14 protein-coding genes are annotated in these 16,605 nt (G+C 36.3%); 13 read left to right on the forward strand and 1 reads right to left on the reverse strand.

The genetic code is table 11. From position 1 onward, the window contains the following. From HMPREF3031_RS09960 to uidA, 12 genes are all read left to right on the forward strand, one after another. On the forward strand, nucleotides 1-675 hold a 675-nt coding region (locus HMPREF3031_RS09960), incomplete at its 5' end, for an oxamate carbamoyltransferase subunit AllH family protein (protein WP_070724862.1). Between the two features lie 7 nt (nucleotides 676-682). After that, nucleotides 683-1,624: a carbamate kinase gene (arcC, locus tag HMPREF3031_RS09965; protein ID WP_002479894.1), complete on the forward strand. Its 942-nt coding sequence runs from the start codon at nucleotides 683-685 to the stop codon at nucleotides 1,622-1,624. 167 nt (nucleotides 1,625-1,791) lie between these two features. Beyond that, nucleotides 1,792-3,006 carry a CynX/NimT family MFS transporter gene (locus HMPREF3031_RS09970; protein WP_002479893.1) on the forward strand — a complete coding sequence of 405 codons (1,215 nt, stop codon included), beginning with the start codon at nucleotides 1,792-1,794 and terminating at the stop codon, nucleotides 3,004-3,006. 130 nt (nucleotides 3,007-3,136) lie between these two features. Next, nucleotides 3,137-3,514: an iron chaperone gene (locus tag HMPREF3031_RS09975; RefSeq protein WP_002479892.1), complete on the forward strand. Its 378-nt coding sequence runs from the start codon at nucleotides 3,137-3,139 to the stop codon at nucleotides 3,512-3,514. Nucleotides 3,515-3,531: 17 nt separating this feature from the next. Continuing rightward, complete coding sequence (locus HMPREF3031_RS09980) at nucleotides 3,532-4,746, forward strand: helix-turn-helix domain-containing protein (RefSeq protein ID WP_002479891.1); 1,215 nt, start codon at nucleotides 3,532-3,534, stop codon at nucleotides 4,744-4,746. Between the two features lie 416 nt (nucleotides 4,747-5,162). Further along, nucleotides 5,163-5,810 carry a bifunctional 2-keto-4-hydroxyglutarate aldolase/2-keto-3-deoxy-6-phosphogluconate aldolase gene (locus tag HMPREF3031_RS09985; RefSeq protein WP_002479890.1) on the forward strand — a complete coding sequence of 216 codons (648 nt, stop codon included), beginning with the start codon at nucleotides 5,163-5,165 and terminating at the stop codon, nucleotides 5,808-5,810. After that, entirely contained in the window at nucleotides 5,807-6,814 is a 1,008-nt protein-coding gene (locus HMPREF3031_RS09990; RefSeq protein ID WP_002479889.1) for a sugar kinase, read from the forward strand. Before HMPREF3031_RS09985 ends, HMPREF3031_RS09990 begins: the two co-directional genes overlap by 4 nt. Nucleotides 6,815-6,829: 15 nt before the next feature. Further along, nucleotides 6,830-8,230 (forward strand): glycoside-pentoside-hexuronide (GPH):cation symporter, encoded by a 1,401-nt coding sequence (locus tag HMPREF3031_RS09995; protein WP_002479888.1) that lies wholly within the window; start codon nucleotides 6,830-6,832, stop codon nucleotides 8,228-8,230. 16 nt (nucleotides 8,231-8,246) lie between these two features. Continuing rightward, nucleotides 8,247-9,668 carry a glucuronate isomerase gene (gene uxaC / locus HMPREF3031_RS10000; protein ID WP_002479887.1) on the forward strand — a complete coding sequence of 474 codons (1,422 nt, stop codon included), beginning with the start codon at nucleotides 8,247-8,249 and terminating at the stop codon, nucleotides 9,666-9,668. After that, nucleotides 9,665-10,711, forward strand: coding sequence for a mannonate dehydratase (gene uxuA / locus HMPREF3031_RS10005; protein WP_070724865.1), 1,047 nt, complete (start codon nucleotides 9,665-9,667; stop codon nucleotides 10,709-10,711). The genes uxaC and uxuA overlap by 4 nt, the downstream gene beginning before the upstream one ends. A 4-nt stretch (nucleotides 10,712-10,715) precedes the next feature. Next, a complete protein-coding gene (locus HMPREF3031_RS10010; protein WP_002479885.1) occupies nucleotides 10,716-11,558 on the forward strand; it encodes an SDR family oxidoreductase in 843 nt (280 codons plus the stop codon). 20 nt (nucleotides 11,559-11,578) lie between these two features. After that, the gene (uidA, locus tag HMPREF3031_RS10015) at nucleotides 11,579-13,378 is read left to right on the forward strand and encodes a beta-glucuronidase (RefSeq protein ID WP_002479884.1); all 1,800 of its coding nucleotides are present in this window, start codon (nucleotides 11,579-11,581) and stop codon (nucleotides 13,376-13,378) included. A gap of 137 nt (nucleotides 13,379-13,515) precedes the next feature. Here uidA and HMPREF3031_RS10020 read toward each other — a convergent pair whose 3' ends face one another. Continuing rightward, nucleotides 13,516-14,862 carry a PepSY-associated TM helix domain-containing protein gene (locus HMPREF3031_RS10020; RefSeq protein WP_070724867.1) on the reverse strand — a complete coding sequence of 449 codons (1,347 nt, stop codon included), beginning with the start codon at nucleotides 14,860-14,862 and terminating at the stop codon, nucleotides 13,516-13,518. A gap of 307 nt (nucleotides 14,863-15,169) precedes the next feature. Here HMPREF3031_RS10020 and HMPREF3031_RS10025 point away from each other — a divergent pair, with 307 nt between their 5' ends. Further along, on the forward strand, nucleotides 15,170-16,390 hold the full coding sequence (locus HMPREF3031_RS10025; RefSeq protein ID WP_002479882.1) for an MFS transporter: 1,221 nt from the start codon (nucleotides 15,170-15,172) through the stop codon (nucleotides 16,388-16,390). Nucleotides 16,391-16,605: the final 215 nt, after the last annotated feature.

A 16,605-nucleotide genomic window follows, 5' to 3' on the forward strand; every position in this document is an offset into this window, starting at 1 on the left:
TTTTATTTTGGACTGTATTTATGTCCCAGCCCCGGTACCACTGAAAATGGGATGTTCCCATTTGGCGTTGTAGTTGATGCATACACTAGAGATCGATTACTACAATCGATTCAGGTGGGTCAAACGTTAAAAGCACATCCACGTGCTTTAGCGTTTGATCGCAATCTACAACTGAATATCAATGTGAATGTATTTAAAGCGAGTCAAAATTTTGAAGTCATTCATTTGAACCAATTAAAGGAGAGTATCCAAGCATTTGATTTTTGTGAATATGCTGACGGTGACTTTAATCCTGCTAAAATGCAATCGATTTATGATGCATTGTCAAACCCACATGGAGATGCGAAGACTGAATTACGCTATTTAATAGGTCGAGGACAAGGTTTGACGCCATCAGGCGATGATATGTTAGTCGGGATGTTGTTTGTTCACTTTATTAGACCGTTTATTCAGCCGCAGCATTTAACAGAAATTGAACAGCTGGTGGATGAACCTTTAACGACATTGGTCAGCCAAACCTTTTTAAAGTATGCCGTTAAACGTATTTTTAGTTCTAAATTAACTGATTTGATGGAAGACGCCTCTAAGTCGACGTTAGAAAAACTTCTCCAAGTAGGCTCATCATCAGGTAAAGACACACTTTATGGTATGTCTATAGCTTTATTGAAGGAGTGAAAGAAGAATGGGTAAATATGTTGTTTTAGCACTTGGCGGTAACGCAATTTTACAACCTGGCCAAGAAACAACGTTTGAAAATCAATATAACAACGTAAAAAATGCGGCAAGCAAAATGGCCGACATTAAAGAAAGTGGACACAAAATTGTTGTGACACACGGTAACGGACCGCAAGTAGGTAACATCATCGTTCAAAACGAAGCGGCTAAAGACCAAGTTTCACCAATGCCGATTGATGTTTGTAACGCTGAATCTCAAGGTTTCATCGGTTATATGATGGAAAGCGCACTGAAAAACGATTTATACCAACGCGGTATCGATTCAAATGTTGTGTCATTTTTAACGATGGTTGAAGTCAGCAAAGATGATCCAGCTTTCGATAATCCAACGAAACCAATCGGTGTGTTCTTCTCAGAAGAAGAAGCAAAACGTATGGAACAAGAACAAGGTTTCACTATGGTTGAAGATGCTGGCCGTGGCTATCGTCGTGTTGTACCTTCACCAGAACCAATGGTGATCAACGGTGTAGACGCGATTAAACGCTTAATGACAGACACAGTTGTCATTTCATCAGGCGGTGGCGGTATCCCTGTATATCGTGACGATGACGGTAAAATTCATGGCTTAGAAGCGGTTATTGATAAAGACCGTTCAGGCTTGAAATTAGCTGAACAAGTGAACGCTGATACGTTCATTATGTTAACTGACGTACCGAATGTTTATATCAACTACGGTAAAGAAAATGAAGCGAAATTAGAAAACATCTCAGTTGAGGAAGCGGAACAATATGTTGCGGAAGGTCAATTCCCAGCAGGCAGTATGTTACCGAAAATCCAAGCTGCGATTGAATTCGCGAAAACAGGTAAAGAAGCGATTATCTGTTCATTAGCAGACGCTGTCGATGCTTTAGAAGGTAAAGCAGGTACACGTATCACTTTAAATAAATAAGTGACGTGATGCATAGTAAGGTATGTTAATCTTCTATACCTGTACTTGCATTGATGAAACGAAAGACATAGAATAAAGTTAATTCAATGAGGTGGGGAGATTAGGTTCTGTCCTACCTCTCTCTTTATTTTCAAATAAACTTAAATAAATGGAGAAAGGGTGAGCATATGGTACAGGATGAACGCTTCCAAAAACATAGATTGCGCGATTCGTGGTTGATTGTTCTTGCGATGGTCTTTGTCGCATCAACATTACGTGCACCGTTAACAGCAGTTGGTCCGGTTATTGATCAAATTAAAGATGCCTTATCAATAAATAACAGTGTGGCAGGTATCTTAACAACGATCCCGCTGTTGATTTTTGGTATTGTATCACCGTTTGTATCTAAAGTATCCTCGCGTCTGACAATGTCTAAGACGGTGTTCTTATCTACGATTTTAGTCATTATTGCGTTAATCGTACGTGTCTCTGGCGGATTCCCGATTTTCATCCTTGGTACAGTGTTGCTAGGTATTGGTATTGCCTTTGGTAATGTCGTGCTGCCAAGTTATGTAAAATGGAAATTCCCGCTTCAAATCGGCCTAATGACAGGCTTATACAGTGGTACAATGAACTTCACTGCAGGTTTAGGCGGCGGCTTAAGTTATCCGTTATCTGAAGCGGGTACATATCGTCTATCGTTAGGTTTTTGGTTAGTATTTGCGATTATTGCGATTATATTATGGGTTCCGCAAATGCTTTCAGGTACGAAACAAGAGAAAGCCATGCTTGAACAAGCAGCTAAAGAAGAGAAAAAGTTATTTAAAATCAGTCGTTCTAAACTCGCATGGACAGTCGCATTCATGATGGGCTTCCAATCTATGATTTTCTATACAGTTGTCGCATGGGTACCGTCTATCTTAGTAGATAGAGGTGTAGATGCTTCAACAGCAGGCTACTTATTGATGCTGAACCAATTCGCACAAGTACCGATGACGTTTATTTTCCCTATTTTAGCGTCACGTATGAAGAACCAAAAACTATTAGTGACTATCGTTTCCGCATTCTTTATTATCGGATTCGCACTGTTCTTCTCACAATCATTCACGCTATTAATTATCGGTATGATTTTAGCCGGCTTTGGTATGGGTTCTGGATTTAGTTTATGTATGACATTCTTCTCAATCCGTGCACGTACAAGTGATGGCAGTATCGCATTATCTGGCTTCGGTCAATCCATCGGTTACTTCATCGCCGCAATCGGACCATTCTTAATTGGTTTACTACACGATGTGACTGGTGGATGGATTTCTGGAATTATTTCACTCGTTGCGATGGGTGTCTTATTCTATGTATTTGGATTGCTTTCTTCACACGGTGAAGTAGAAGATGAATTAGCATAGTTACTTTAAGCATGACAGTAAATAGACTTACGCTGTCATGCTTTTTTAATGGAAATTTAGAGATACATTCATAGCCCTTTTGAGAATGGTCTCATATAATGGAAGTAAGTCGAAATAAAGGGAGAAATCAATGGAAAATTTTAATGAGTATTTAAATAAAATCGAGGATCCAAAACAAAAGGAAATTTTAACAACTGTTTTTAACTGGGTAGATGAAACGTTTCCTGAGTTGGAAAAAGCCATTAAATGGAATCAACCTATGTATACACATCATGGTACCTATATTATCGGGTTCAGTCGTGCAAAGGCACATTTCTCTATAAATCCTGAAGCTGCAGGAATGAAGCCGTTTATAGACCGTTTTGACGCAAATGGCTATACGTATACTGAAAACTTATTCCGTATTAAATGGACGCAAGATATAGACTATGACTTATTAAAGGATATGATTCAATTCAACTTAGAGGATAAAGCAGACATTACGTCTTTTTGGCGTCATTATAAATAAAGTCAGTAGGTGTTTATATGGATGATAAGACAATTGAAATGTTGAAAACACATGCAATGTACTTATTAGGGCTAGAATTAAAAGTGTTTGATAATCGTCATATTAATCAAATTGTAAATGAAATTAAAACGCCGTTTATGAATTACGAAAGTAAACAATTACGTAAGTCTTTAAAGACTTACATTAATGAGATGAGCAGTCAGCACATTTACTTTTATACCAATGCGTTTAATGTCCATTATTATTTCTTCAAGTATCGTAAACAAAAACAATTTATTATGATCGGTCCTTTCTTAAATGAACGACCGACTGAAAAACAGAGTCATGAAATGCTGCAAGAAGCGGGCATTAAAATATCAAAGATGGCTACTTTGAAACAATATTTATTGAGCATTCCGGTTTGTAATCGTAGAGACGCATTGAAAATGACACGATTAGCCGTACGTTTTATTAAAAATCGAGATGTGAATTATGAAGTCATTCCATTTACATTAAAGATGCATACAACAGAACTAGGTTATACAGCGACACAAGAACAATATGAATTCACATTGAATGAATTAGAAGAAAGATATAAAGTTGAGAATCAATTAATCACTGCGATGGAAAATGGTGATAAAGAAACAGTATTTAATTGTCTGATAAAATTAATGAGTAGTGTGGCTGGTATGAAACGTTCAAATGATTACGCTTTAAACGCAAAATATAAAGCTTATATTTTAAATACATTCGGACGTAAAGCAATCGAAAAAGCAGGCGCAAACTTGTTGCTAGTCGATCAGATTTCTAAAAAATATGCTGCTGAAATAGATGAAGTAGTTAATTTGCAGGGACTCAGTGATGTGATGCATGCGTTAACTATGGAATACACCGATATTGCTCAAAAAGTGAAACAGTACGAACACACACCAAAAGTTAATAAAATTCTGCAGTATATCGATTTACATTTAGATCATCCACTCACGCTTCAATATTTAGCAGAGATGGTTGATTTATCTCCTTCTTATTTATCTAGAATCTTTAGCGAGGAATTAGGCGTTACCTTATCACAATACATCATTAAAGCTCGCATTAAAGTTGGGCGGGACTTGTTAGTGCGAACCAATATGTCTGTCTCTGACATTGCAGTTTATGTCGGGTTTAAAAATCAAAGTTATTTTACTCAAAGATTTAAAGAAGTATATCACATGTCTCCATTAAAGTATCGAAAAATGAAAAAACATACAAAATGATGAAACCGTTTACAATCGCTACACCATTATTGTATCTAAATTCATAAACATAAACAATTTTTCATAGTATCAATTTGTCAGAAATCTCGGAAAAAACGCAAATAAGGTAAAAATTTGTATAAAAACGTAAAAAAAATGATAAAAACAGCGGATATTCCAAGAGTAAAAAGTAAAATAGTAACGTAAAATTTCATATCATTTTTCGCCGGAAATTCATTGTTCGTGTAGATAAATATTACAAAGAAACGCTTTTATATCAAGGGTTTAACTTGATTGATAAAGGCGTTTTTTTATTTGCATTTTTTGCATAAAAAGAGGTCTGAAATCTGATGGAAAATTGACCATTCTTAAAAAAACTTTTACTTTAGTGGTGAGCTAGCTAGTTAAAAAAAGTATTTTTAAGGGAGGATTAAACAATGCATAAATATACAATATTGGAACAGTTGCATAACAATTATCTGGTCGCAGTTGTCAGAGGCAAATCACAAGAAGATGCACAAAATATGATTGATCAAATTATAGAGGGCGGAATCAAAAATATTGAAGTAACATTTACAACACCAGGTGCAGAACATGTGATTCAACATTTACAACAACATGCTGATGACACAGTTGTGATTGGTGCTGGCACTGTACTTGATGCGCATACTGCGCGTATCGCAATTTTAAACGGCGCTAAATATATCGTCAGTCCAAATTTTGATGGAGACATTGCACAGTTATGTAACTTGTATTCAATTCCGTATCTGCCTGGTTGCGGGTCGGTCACAGAAATTACAGATGCATTGAAATCAGGTGTAGATTTAGTCAAAGTCTTTCCAGGTGATGTGCTTGGTTCAGGTTTTATCAATGCAGTTCACGGACCTATTCCAAATGTCGAAATGATGCCTTCAGGTGGTGTATCCATTGATAATATGGACGAATGGTATAAAAAAGGTGCCTATGCAATCGGTATTGGCGGCGGATTAACAAAAGGTGCGAAAGACGGCAGTGATAACATCATTTATCAGAACACGAAGAAATTTGTAGAACGCTTCGAACGTATTCGAGGTGATAAGTCATGAATTTTATCACACTAGGTGAAATCATGATGCGTTTAACACCTCCAAACCATCAAACGATTACAGAAACCACATCGTTTGATGCGGTCTATGGCGGTGCAGAAACGAATGTAGCTGTCGGGTTAGCTGGATTCGGCGTATCAACACAAGTGATAACGGGATTACCTCAAAATGAGCTTGGGCAAGCTGTATTAAGAACTTTAAGAAAGTACGGTGTCGGGACAGATCATATCGTACAAGCTGATGGCAGATTAGGTGTGTATTACTTAGAAAAAGGATTTGCTTATCGACCTTCTAAAGTAGTGTATGATCGTGCGAATTCAGTATTTTCACAGTTGGATACAACGTCAATTGATTTTGAAGCAGCTTTTAAAAATCAACAGTGGTTCCACTTTACAGGTATTACACCTGCATTGAATGAACAGTTGTTTAAGGTTACGTTACAAGCCGCAAAAGCCGCAAAATCACAAGGCTTATTTGTAAGTTGTGATTTAAACTTCCGCGCAGCATTATGGTCTTTTGAAACAGCACGTGAGGCGATGTCTGAGTTGTTACCTTATGTTGATTTAATCTTTGGTTATGAACCTTTATCACTTACAAATGAAGATGGAACGGATAAAAAGGATGGCTTAGATAGATTAGCTTCGATTGAAACATTAAAACCATATTTAGCTGAAATACACGAACGCTATGACATTGAATACATTGCTTTTACACAAAGAAAAAATTTTACGAACTCAAGAAACCGCTTACAAGGTTTTATATCACATAGAAACCATATAGAACAGACAGCACAATTTGATTCAGATATTTTAGACCGCGTCGGTACTGGTGACGCATTCAGCACAGGGATTATTTATGGATTAATGGAAAATTGGGATTTGAGAACGACAGTTCAATTTGCGATTAACAATATGTTGTATAAGCACGCCATCCATGGTGATTATCATACAGCGGATGTTGAAACAATTTTCCAAATTACAGATTCAGCGGATATTAAACGCTAGAAAAGAGGTCATGCTATGGAAACGATGACAAAACGACAAGAGGAAAAAGTTGAAACATTTAAAGCGATAGAAAAGCCGAAATTACCGCTCAAAGAGAAAATTGCTTATGGATTTGGTGACTTAGGTAACGGAATGATGTTTGACTTAGGTCAAATCTACTTACTTAAGTTCTATACAGATGTTTTAGGAATATCAGCAACGTATGCAGGTTTAGTATTCCTAATTTCAAAAATATTTGACGCTTTTGTCGATACAGGTGTCGGATCTTATGTAGATTCACGTAAAAATATTGGTCCAAGAGGTAAGTTCAGACCATATATCTTATTTGGGACAGTACCTTTAGCAATTATGACAGTAATGACCTTTATCACCCCGAATTTAGATTATACCGGTAAAGTGATATGGGCATTCGCAACTTATATGATATTCAGTATGGCTTATTCAATTGTTAATATTCCTTATGGTTCACTTTCTGCATCTATGACAGTAAACGCAGATGACCGTACACAACTTTCAGTGTTCAGAAATATGGGGTCACAAGGTGCGTTGTTCATTACAGGTATCATTGTTTTACCTATGGTAAGCCAATTCCCTAATCAAGCAATTGGGTTCCCAGTTGTTGTAGGTGTACTTGCGGCAATTGGTGTGATTTTCCACATCATTTGTTATAAAGGTGTTAAAGAACGCTTTACAGTAGAACCCCCTGATACAAAAGGACAAAGTAGAATTGCGTTTAAAAACTTATTGAAAAACGGAGCATTCGCAGTGCTTGCCTTCTATACATTACTAACAATTACAGCCATGTTCTTAAAGCAATCTACACAATTGTATTACTTCCAATATGTACTTGGCGAAGTTAATTTAGTAGGCATTGTTAGCTTGTTCAACTTTATCGCACTGATTCCAGCATTATATCTTACAACTGTTTTAAGTAAGAAGTTTGGTAAAAAAATGACTGCGATTATTGGTGTTGTAGGCTTTATCATTTGTGAAATGTTAAACTATGCATTCTTTGGAGAGAACGTTGTAACCTTCTTAATCTTTAGTACATTAGGCATGTTCTTCCTAGTGATTCCTAATACAGTTACATGGGCATTTATCGCAGACGTTGTAGAATACGGACAATGGAAATCAGGAGTTCGTACTGAGGGGATTATTTATTCAAGCTACAGCTTCACACGTAAAGTATCACAAGCTTTAGCTGGATTTATTCCAGGTATAGCACTAACGTTTATTGGTTATCAACCGAATGTCGAGCAAACTGCCGATACATTACAGGGGTTAGGACTTTTATACTTTGTCGTACCTGCTGTTATCAGTTTAATTGCGGTAATTGTCTTCGGAATATTCTATAAATTAACAGATAAACGACATGAACAAATTGTAAAAGAATTAGCGTTAAGAGAAGAAATTTAAAAGGAGCGTATATACTATGGCATTTATCAATGAAACTTTTATGTTACACAATGATAAAGCAGTACAACTTTATGAAAATTATGCAAAAGACATGCCAATTTATGACTACCATTGTCATTTAGACCCTAAACAAATCAGTGAGGATCATCACTTTGATAACATTACAGATTTATGGTTGAGCGGCGATCATTATAAATGGAGAGTTATGCGTGCTCAAGGTATCGAAGAACATTACATCACTGGAGATGCGGACAAAAAAGAAAAGTTTGTCAAATGGGCACAAGCACTTCAAAACGCAGTCGGCAACCCAGTGTATCACTGGTCACAATTAGAACTTGCGATGTACTTCGGTGTCTATGATTTATTAACTGAAGATAACGCAGAAGAAATTTATGAGCGTGTGAATCAATATCTGAAAGACAATCATGTGACAACGCAATCTTTAATTAAAGAATCAAAAGTTAATTTGATTTGTACGACAGATAATCCAACAGATGATTTACATTATCATGATGAAATTAAAGCCCAATCTGATTTCAAAACAGCAGTTTTACCAGCATTCAGACCTGATGCAGCATTTAAAATCGGTTCACAAGATTTCTTAGATTTTGTTGAAAAACTAGCTGAGATTACTCAACCGATTCAAAGTGTTGAAAGCTTCATTGACAGTTTGAAACAACGTATCGATTACTTCCACAGCAAAGGCGGCAGATTAGCTGACCATGGTTTGGAACGAATTGATTATGAAGATTTCACATCAGAAGAAATCACGGACATCTTCAGAAAAGCATTAAGCAAAGAAACGGTTTCTGATTTTGAAAAAGCACAATTTATCACATTCGTCTTAAATGAGTTAAGCAAAGCATACGCTGACAAAGGATGGACAATGCAAATTCACTTCGGTGCGATCAGAAATAACAATACGAGAGCATTTGAAAAGCTAGGTCCAGACACAGGTTTTGATTCAATTAACGATCAAACGAACTTAGCCTATAACTTGAACCATTTACTAGACATGATGGAACGTGAAGATCACTTACCAAAAACGATTCTTTACAACTTGAACCCAAATTATAACGACGTTGTAGGTTCAACAATTGCGAACTTCCAAACAGAGCCAGGTATTGCGAGTAAAATCCAACACGGTGCTGGCTGGTGGTTCAACGATACAAAACGCGGCATGTTGAGACAAATGTCATCACTAGCTGATCAAGGTATGCTGATGCACTTTGTAGGTATGTTGACTGACTCAAGAAGCTTTATCTCATACGCACGACATGAATACTTCCGTCGCATTCTATGCACATATATCGGAGAGATGGTTGAAAATGGAGAAATTCCAGATGAACCATCATTATTAGAAAAATTAATTAAAGGCATTTGTTACAACAATGCTTATCATTACTTTGGATTAATTAAGGAGGAGAATAATCAATGAAGATGACATTTCGTTGGTATGGTAAAGAAGATCCAATTAGTTTAGAGTACATTCGTCAAATTCCTGGTATGGAAGGGATTGTCAGCGCAATTTATGATGTACCTGTTGGTGAAGTTTGGCCATTAGATAAAATCGAAGCACTAAAGAAAGAGATAGAAGATGCTGGTTTAGAGTTATCTGTGATTGAAAGTGTACCAGTACATGAAGATATTAAGTTAGGACGTCCTACACGTGACAAGTATATTGAAAACTACCAACAAACATTACGTAATTTAAGCAAAGCAGGAATTAAAGTTGTGTGCTATAATTTTATGCCAGTGTTTGATTGGACGCGTTCAGACTTAAAATATCGTTTAGACGATGGTTCAACTGCTTTAATCTATAACGAAGACCATATCAAAAAGATGGATCCATTAAGCGGGGAACTTTCATTACCTGGTTGGGATTCAAGTTATACGAAAGATGATTTAGCAGATTTATTTAAAGCTTATGAATCTGTTGATGAAGAAAAGCTATGGGAAAACTTGTCTTACTTTATTAATAAAATTATCCCTGTAGCTGAAGAGGAAGATATTTTAATGGCGATTCATCCGGATGATCCACCATGGAATATTTTCGGCTTACCACGAATCATCACAAATAAAGAAAACTTAGAACGCTTCATTAATCTATATGATTCAAAATCAAACGGTTTAACAATGTGTTCAGGTTCATTAGGCTGTGATAAAAACAATGATTTCCCTGAAATGTTACGTTACTTCGGTAAAAAAGACCGCGTACACTTCGTGCATGCGCGTAATATCAAACATACAGGTACACATTCATTTGAAGAGTCTGCACACCCTTCAGATAAAGGTTCTTTAGATATGTATGAAATTGTTAAAGCTATGCATGACTTTGGTTATGAAGGTCCTGTACGTCCAGACCATGGCCGTATGATTTGGGGCGAAACAGGTAAACCAGGTTACGGTTTATATGACAGAGCACTAGGTGCGACATATTTAATCGGACTTTATGAAGCAGTAAGTAAAGGTAAGGAGTGAGCATATGATTCCATACGAAATTGATTTGAACAATAAAACAGTAGTAGTGACTGGTGGTAATGGTGTCATCGGCTCAGCGATGTCGAAATCATTAGCTCAAGTCGGTGCTAATATTGCGATTATTGGGTTGAATGATGAGACAGGTGCACAAGTTGTACGTGAGATTGAAGAAGCGGGCGGTAAAGCACTTTTCATTTCAGCAAGCGTTACAGATAAAGCACAGATGGAACAAGCAAAAACAAAAATCCATGAAGCATTTGGCAAAGTGGATGTGTTAATTAATGGTGCAGGCGGTAACCATCCTAAAGGTACAACGGATGATGAACATTTTGATAAAGATAATAAAGATCAAATGCAGACGTTCTTTGAATTGGATGAAGCAAGTGTTGGTTTTGTGTTCGACTTGAACTTCTTAGGTACGTTCATTCCATCACAAGTCTTTGCGCAAGACATGATTGATAACAAAGAAGCAACAATCATCAACATTTCATCAATGAACGCATTTACACCATTAACTAAGATTCCAGCATACAGTGGAGCAAAAGCAGCTGTCAGCAACTTCACGCAATGGTTAAGTGTTTACCTTGCTGATACAGGCGTACGTGTTAATGCGATTGCGCCAGGGTTCTTAGTGACATCTCAAAATGAAAAGTTATTAATTAAAGAAGATGGCAGTTATTCAGCACGTGCAGAAAAAATCTTGAATGCGACACCTTTACATCGTTTTGGTAAACCAGAAGAATTAATCGGTGCATTATTCTTCTTAGTCGATTACCGTTCATCAAGCTTTGTGGACGGCGTAGTATTACCAGTTGATGGCGGGTTCAATGCATATTCAGGCGTATAATAAATGAAGGAGAGAATGATATGTTATATCCAATTACAACAGAAACAAGAAATATTATTGATTTAAATGGCACTTGGAAATTCCGATTAGAACATGCGAATGAAAAGTTAGATGCGACACAACCATTAGATACTGATTTAGTGATGAGTGTCCCAGGTTCATATAACGAGCAAGGTGCGATTAGTGAGATTCGTAACCATGTGGGTACTGTCTTTTACGAAAGAGACTTTATCGTACCAAAAGCATTACGTGACGAGCGTTTAGTTTTACGTTTCGGATCAGCTACACATGAAGCGATTGTATATATTGATGGTGAAGAAGTTGTATCTCATAAAGGTGGTTTCTTACCATTTGAAGTAGATATTACAGATAAAGTTGGAGCAGGCAGCCACCGTTTAACTGTGTCAGTAAACAACATTTTAGATCACTCAACACTACCTGTAGGTAACTATGAAGAGTTTACAGATGAAGATGGCAACTTAATCAGAAAGAACACACCAAACTTCGACTTCTTTAACTATTCTGGCTTACACCGTCCGGTTAAAATCTACACAACACCACATAAATATGTAGAAGATATTACAGTGGTGCCTAAGGTTGAAGGTGACAATGCGACAATTCGTTATGAAACTGAGGTTGTCGGTGATGTGGAAGAGATACGTGTTGAATTATTAGATGAAGAAGGTACAATCGTAGGTTCAGCCACAGGTGTACAAGGTGACATCAAAGTAGAAAATCCACGTCTATGGGAACCGTTAAACGCATATTTATATAACTTAAAAGTAACATTATTCGACAATGGTGAAGTGGTTGATACGTATACAGAACGTGTAGGTATCCGCTCTGTTGAAGTGAAAGATGGTCAATTCTTAATCAACAACAAACCATTCTACTTCAAAGGATTCGGTAAACATGAAGATACACCTATTAATGGTAGAGGCTATAATGAAAACGCAAATGTTATGGACTTGAACTTAATGAAGTGGATCAATGCGAACTCATTCAGAACAGCGCACTATCCTTATTCAGAAGAAATGATGCGTCTTGCGGATGAACAAGGTATTGTAGTAATTGATGAAACTACTGCAGTAGGGGTTCACTTGAACTTCTTAGTACACTTAGGTAAATCAAATAATCCTATTGATACATGGAAAGACATTAAAACAAAAGAAGCGCATGAACAAGTGATTCGTGAATTAATCGCACGTGATAAAAACCATGCATGTGTTGTAATGTGGTCTATCGCTAACGAACCAGAATCAGATGCTAAAGGTGCGAAAGAATATTTCGAACCGCTTGTACAACTGGCAAGAGACTTAGACCCACAAGATCGTCCAATGACAATCGTAACAATCATGTTCTCGCAACCTGATAACTGTCAAGTTCAAGATTTAGTCGATGTACTTTGCTTGAACAGATATTATGGTTGGTATGTAGACCAAGGTGATTTAAGAGCAGCGAAAGCATCATTGAAGAAAGAAATGGATGGCTGGTCTAAAGTACAACCGAATAAGCCAATTATGTTTACAGAATACGGTGCAGATACTGTAGCTGGATTACACGCAATCGATGACATTATGTTCACAGAAGAATACCAAGTGAAATATTACGAAGCTAACCATGAAATCGTAGACCAATATCCACAGTTTATCGGGGAACAAACTTGGAACTTCGCTGACTTCGAAACAAGTACAGGCCATATTCGTGTCCAAGGTAACCGTAAAGGTATCTTCACAAGAGATCGTAAACCAAAATCTGTAGCGTTCTACTTCAAAGAGCGTTGGGCAAATATTCCAGATTTCTACTATAAAACAAAGTAAGCCAATGATTGAAACTCACTGAACATTAAAATATTAAATAATAATTACTCCCAAAATCCAATATGTAAGTATATAAACAAAGCCTACTATATAAAAACAGCGCAACCTCCCAGGGTTGCGCTGTTTGTTTCTGTTGATTAATTCAATTGTTTATTTCGCTTATCTTTCAAGTATAAGAGTGTTTCTATAATAAAGACGATAATGAGTGAGAAGCCGAATAAAGGCATTAAAACTCCTAAGATAATCAAAGTAATTATAAGTGAAATAGACATCGGCTTTTTCACACGTCTTGGTAGCATTTCAGCTTGTTTCATGTGTTTTAAGCGTCTAAACCAAGACATGAAACCAAAGATGATTCCGCCTAAAAAGGCGATACATACGAGTAAGTTAATAATTTTGTTAGCCATACCGAAGAGGTGGCCTTCGTGAAGCGGAATGCCCCAAGTTAACCATTTCGCTAGGATACCGTAATCTTGATAATCCACTTTACCTAATTGTTTACCAGTATATTGGTCCATATAACGTGTGGTTTCTTTTTCAGGTGCGACATCAAAGCCGGTTACACCACTATTGCTGGCTTTAGATAGCGTAAAGGAACCATCAGGACTGGTTGGATAAACAATCGCAAAAGGACGTGTTAAACCTTGCTTTTCAGCGTTGTGAATCACTTTATCCAAAGATAATTGACCGGGAATATTTGTCATCGGCATCGCCATACTACCGTGATGCCCGCCACCTTCTGATTGTGGTGCTGCTTTTTGTCTTAAAGCCCATGGAATTTCATTGGCTTCTGATTTAGGTGGATTTGCGACGAGTTGAGTTTGTCCTAATTGTGGGTACGCAGTTGAAATCTGATTGATTTTAGCACCCATGAAGCCAGACCAAGGTAAGCCTGTAAAGACTAAGATTAACATCGGAATGGCGATTATTAATCCGACAATCGCATGCCATTTTTGGAATTTGAGTACTTTGTTGTTAGATTTTAATAACTTTTTACGTACTAACATATAAATACCAGATAATATCATAAAAACAGTCCAACATGCGGTTAATTCAACTAAGTAGTTAATCGCAGTATTTTCAGTCGAAAGGGAACTATGTATACTTCTGACCATATTGGAATAGGTGTATTTCGCATTTTGTTGATCGACAATTTGGTTATGATTGTCTAGAAAAATATAGTAAGAATTACCTTCCATATCACCAATTGTGATGCGGTTATTGTAAGGTGACTCCATCACACTGACTTTATTGATAGTGTAACCAGGATGTTCTTTTTCGATTTGTTTAATCGCATCGGTCATAGATTGTTGTTTTGTATGTTCGCTTTGACCATAGAATTCGTGCTTATACAATTGATTTTCAACTTCAGGGAAGAAAAGATAAGCAATACCTGACAAAGTCAAAGTAATTAATAAAGGCGTAATAAAGACCGCAGCGTAAAAGTGTAATCGCTGCATAGGATTAAATGTGTTGGGTTTCATAATTTACCTCTTTATCTATATAAAATATAATGATTTCGCTTTATATAAAAGCTACATTATATTATTACAGATTTTTAAATAGATGAAAGGACAAATGTTTGTCATATTTTGAAAATTGTATGACGGAAGTGTGAAAATTATTGGTTTTTAATAAAAAGAATGAGAATTAAGTAGCATTGTTATTCATAAAAATTAAAATTGTTTAAAGTAGTCAAAAGGTCGTGTGAAAATTGGAATTTTTGCCAATGTTCGCCTTTTTTATGTTCGGTAAGCTTAAATTGAAAGTAATTTTAAAGGAGCGATCATTATGAATAACAACAAAGCAAATCAAGTTAGTAATCGATATTGGATAAAACTTGTTGCAGTCTTTACATTAGGTTGGTTAGTTATTTATGCAGCACGCACAATATTAAATCCGATTATGGGTAATATTAAAGCTGAATTTACCTTAGATAATGCTCAATTAGGATTAATAATGAGTTTGTTCTTTATTGGTTATACCGTTACACAAATTCCTTCAGGTATCATGGGGGATAAAATAGGTCGAAAGAAAATATTAGTACCTAGTTTTTTAGTTTTTGGTATCTTTATGGTTATTACAGGTTTGATGCCTAGCTATTTCTTATTTGTTATCGCATGGGTGATTGTAGGTTTAGCACAAGGTATGTTCTATGGTCCACAATATGCACTTTCGTCAGAAGCTATACCAGAAAAAAATATCACTTTAGGCAGTGCTTTAATTAATAGTGGTATGGCTTTTGGAACATCAATCGGTTATTTTATCTCGAGTATTTCAGTTTCTGAGATGGGAATGAGCTGGAGAATACCATTTTATATTATGGCAGTACCGATACTTATCATCGCGTTTTTAATGTATCGTATTATTAAAGAACGCCCACGTAAACAAGTGCAGCAAGACGAAAATATAGCGCCATTTAAAATGTCTAGTTTATTTAAAAATCGAAATCTAATTCTAGCTTATATTATTATCTTCTGTTCCATTTATGGATTCTTTATGATTATTACTTGGTTACCGTATTACTTAGAATCAGAAAGAGGTATCAATGGTGCACAGGTAGCTTTTGTTGCATCACTCGTACCTTGGGCAGCTATTCCAGGCTCTTTATTCTTTAGTTGGTTATCAGATAAGTTAGGAAGAAGAAAACCAGTATTAATGATTATGTTACCGTTAGCGTTTATTTTTACAGCATCTATTGTATTTTTCGATAACTTAGTCATTCTATATATTGCATTAATCGGCTATGGAATTGTTGGTAAAATCAGTACAAACCCAGTTTTAATTGCTGTTGTTGCGGATAATGCGCCTAAAAGTGCATTAGGTACATCATTCAGTGTTTATAACTTCATCGGAATGACCGCTTCAATCTTAGCCCCATACATTACAGGCTTCTTAACCGATCTTACAGGTTCAATGGCCATTGGGTTCTATTTAGCAGCGCTATTACTTGTGGTTGGTTTAGTAGCAGCATTGATGCTAAAAGAAAAAGGAAAAGTACAAGCACATTAATAATATAGTAATCATGAATAAAACGATAAATAGAAGTTTATAATCATATTTAAAAATTCCCTCGCTATTCGTAGTAGTGAGGGGATTAGTGCATCCATGTCAGTTTCTTTGTTAATAAATTTTAGCATTGTTCGATGAGACAGTGAAAAAATGAGCCACCTCTATTTCATTTACGAACATTCCGCAAAGTTTGTTTAGTTACTGTAAATAGGGTT

Source organism: Staphylococcus sp. HMSC072B07, from assembly GCF_001815505.1.
GTDB lineage: Bacteria > Bacillota > Bacilli > Staphylococcales > Staphylococcaceae > Staphylococcus > Staphylococcus simulans.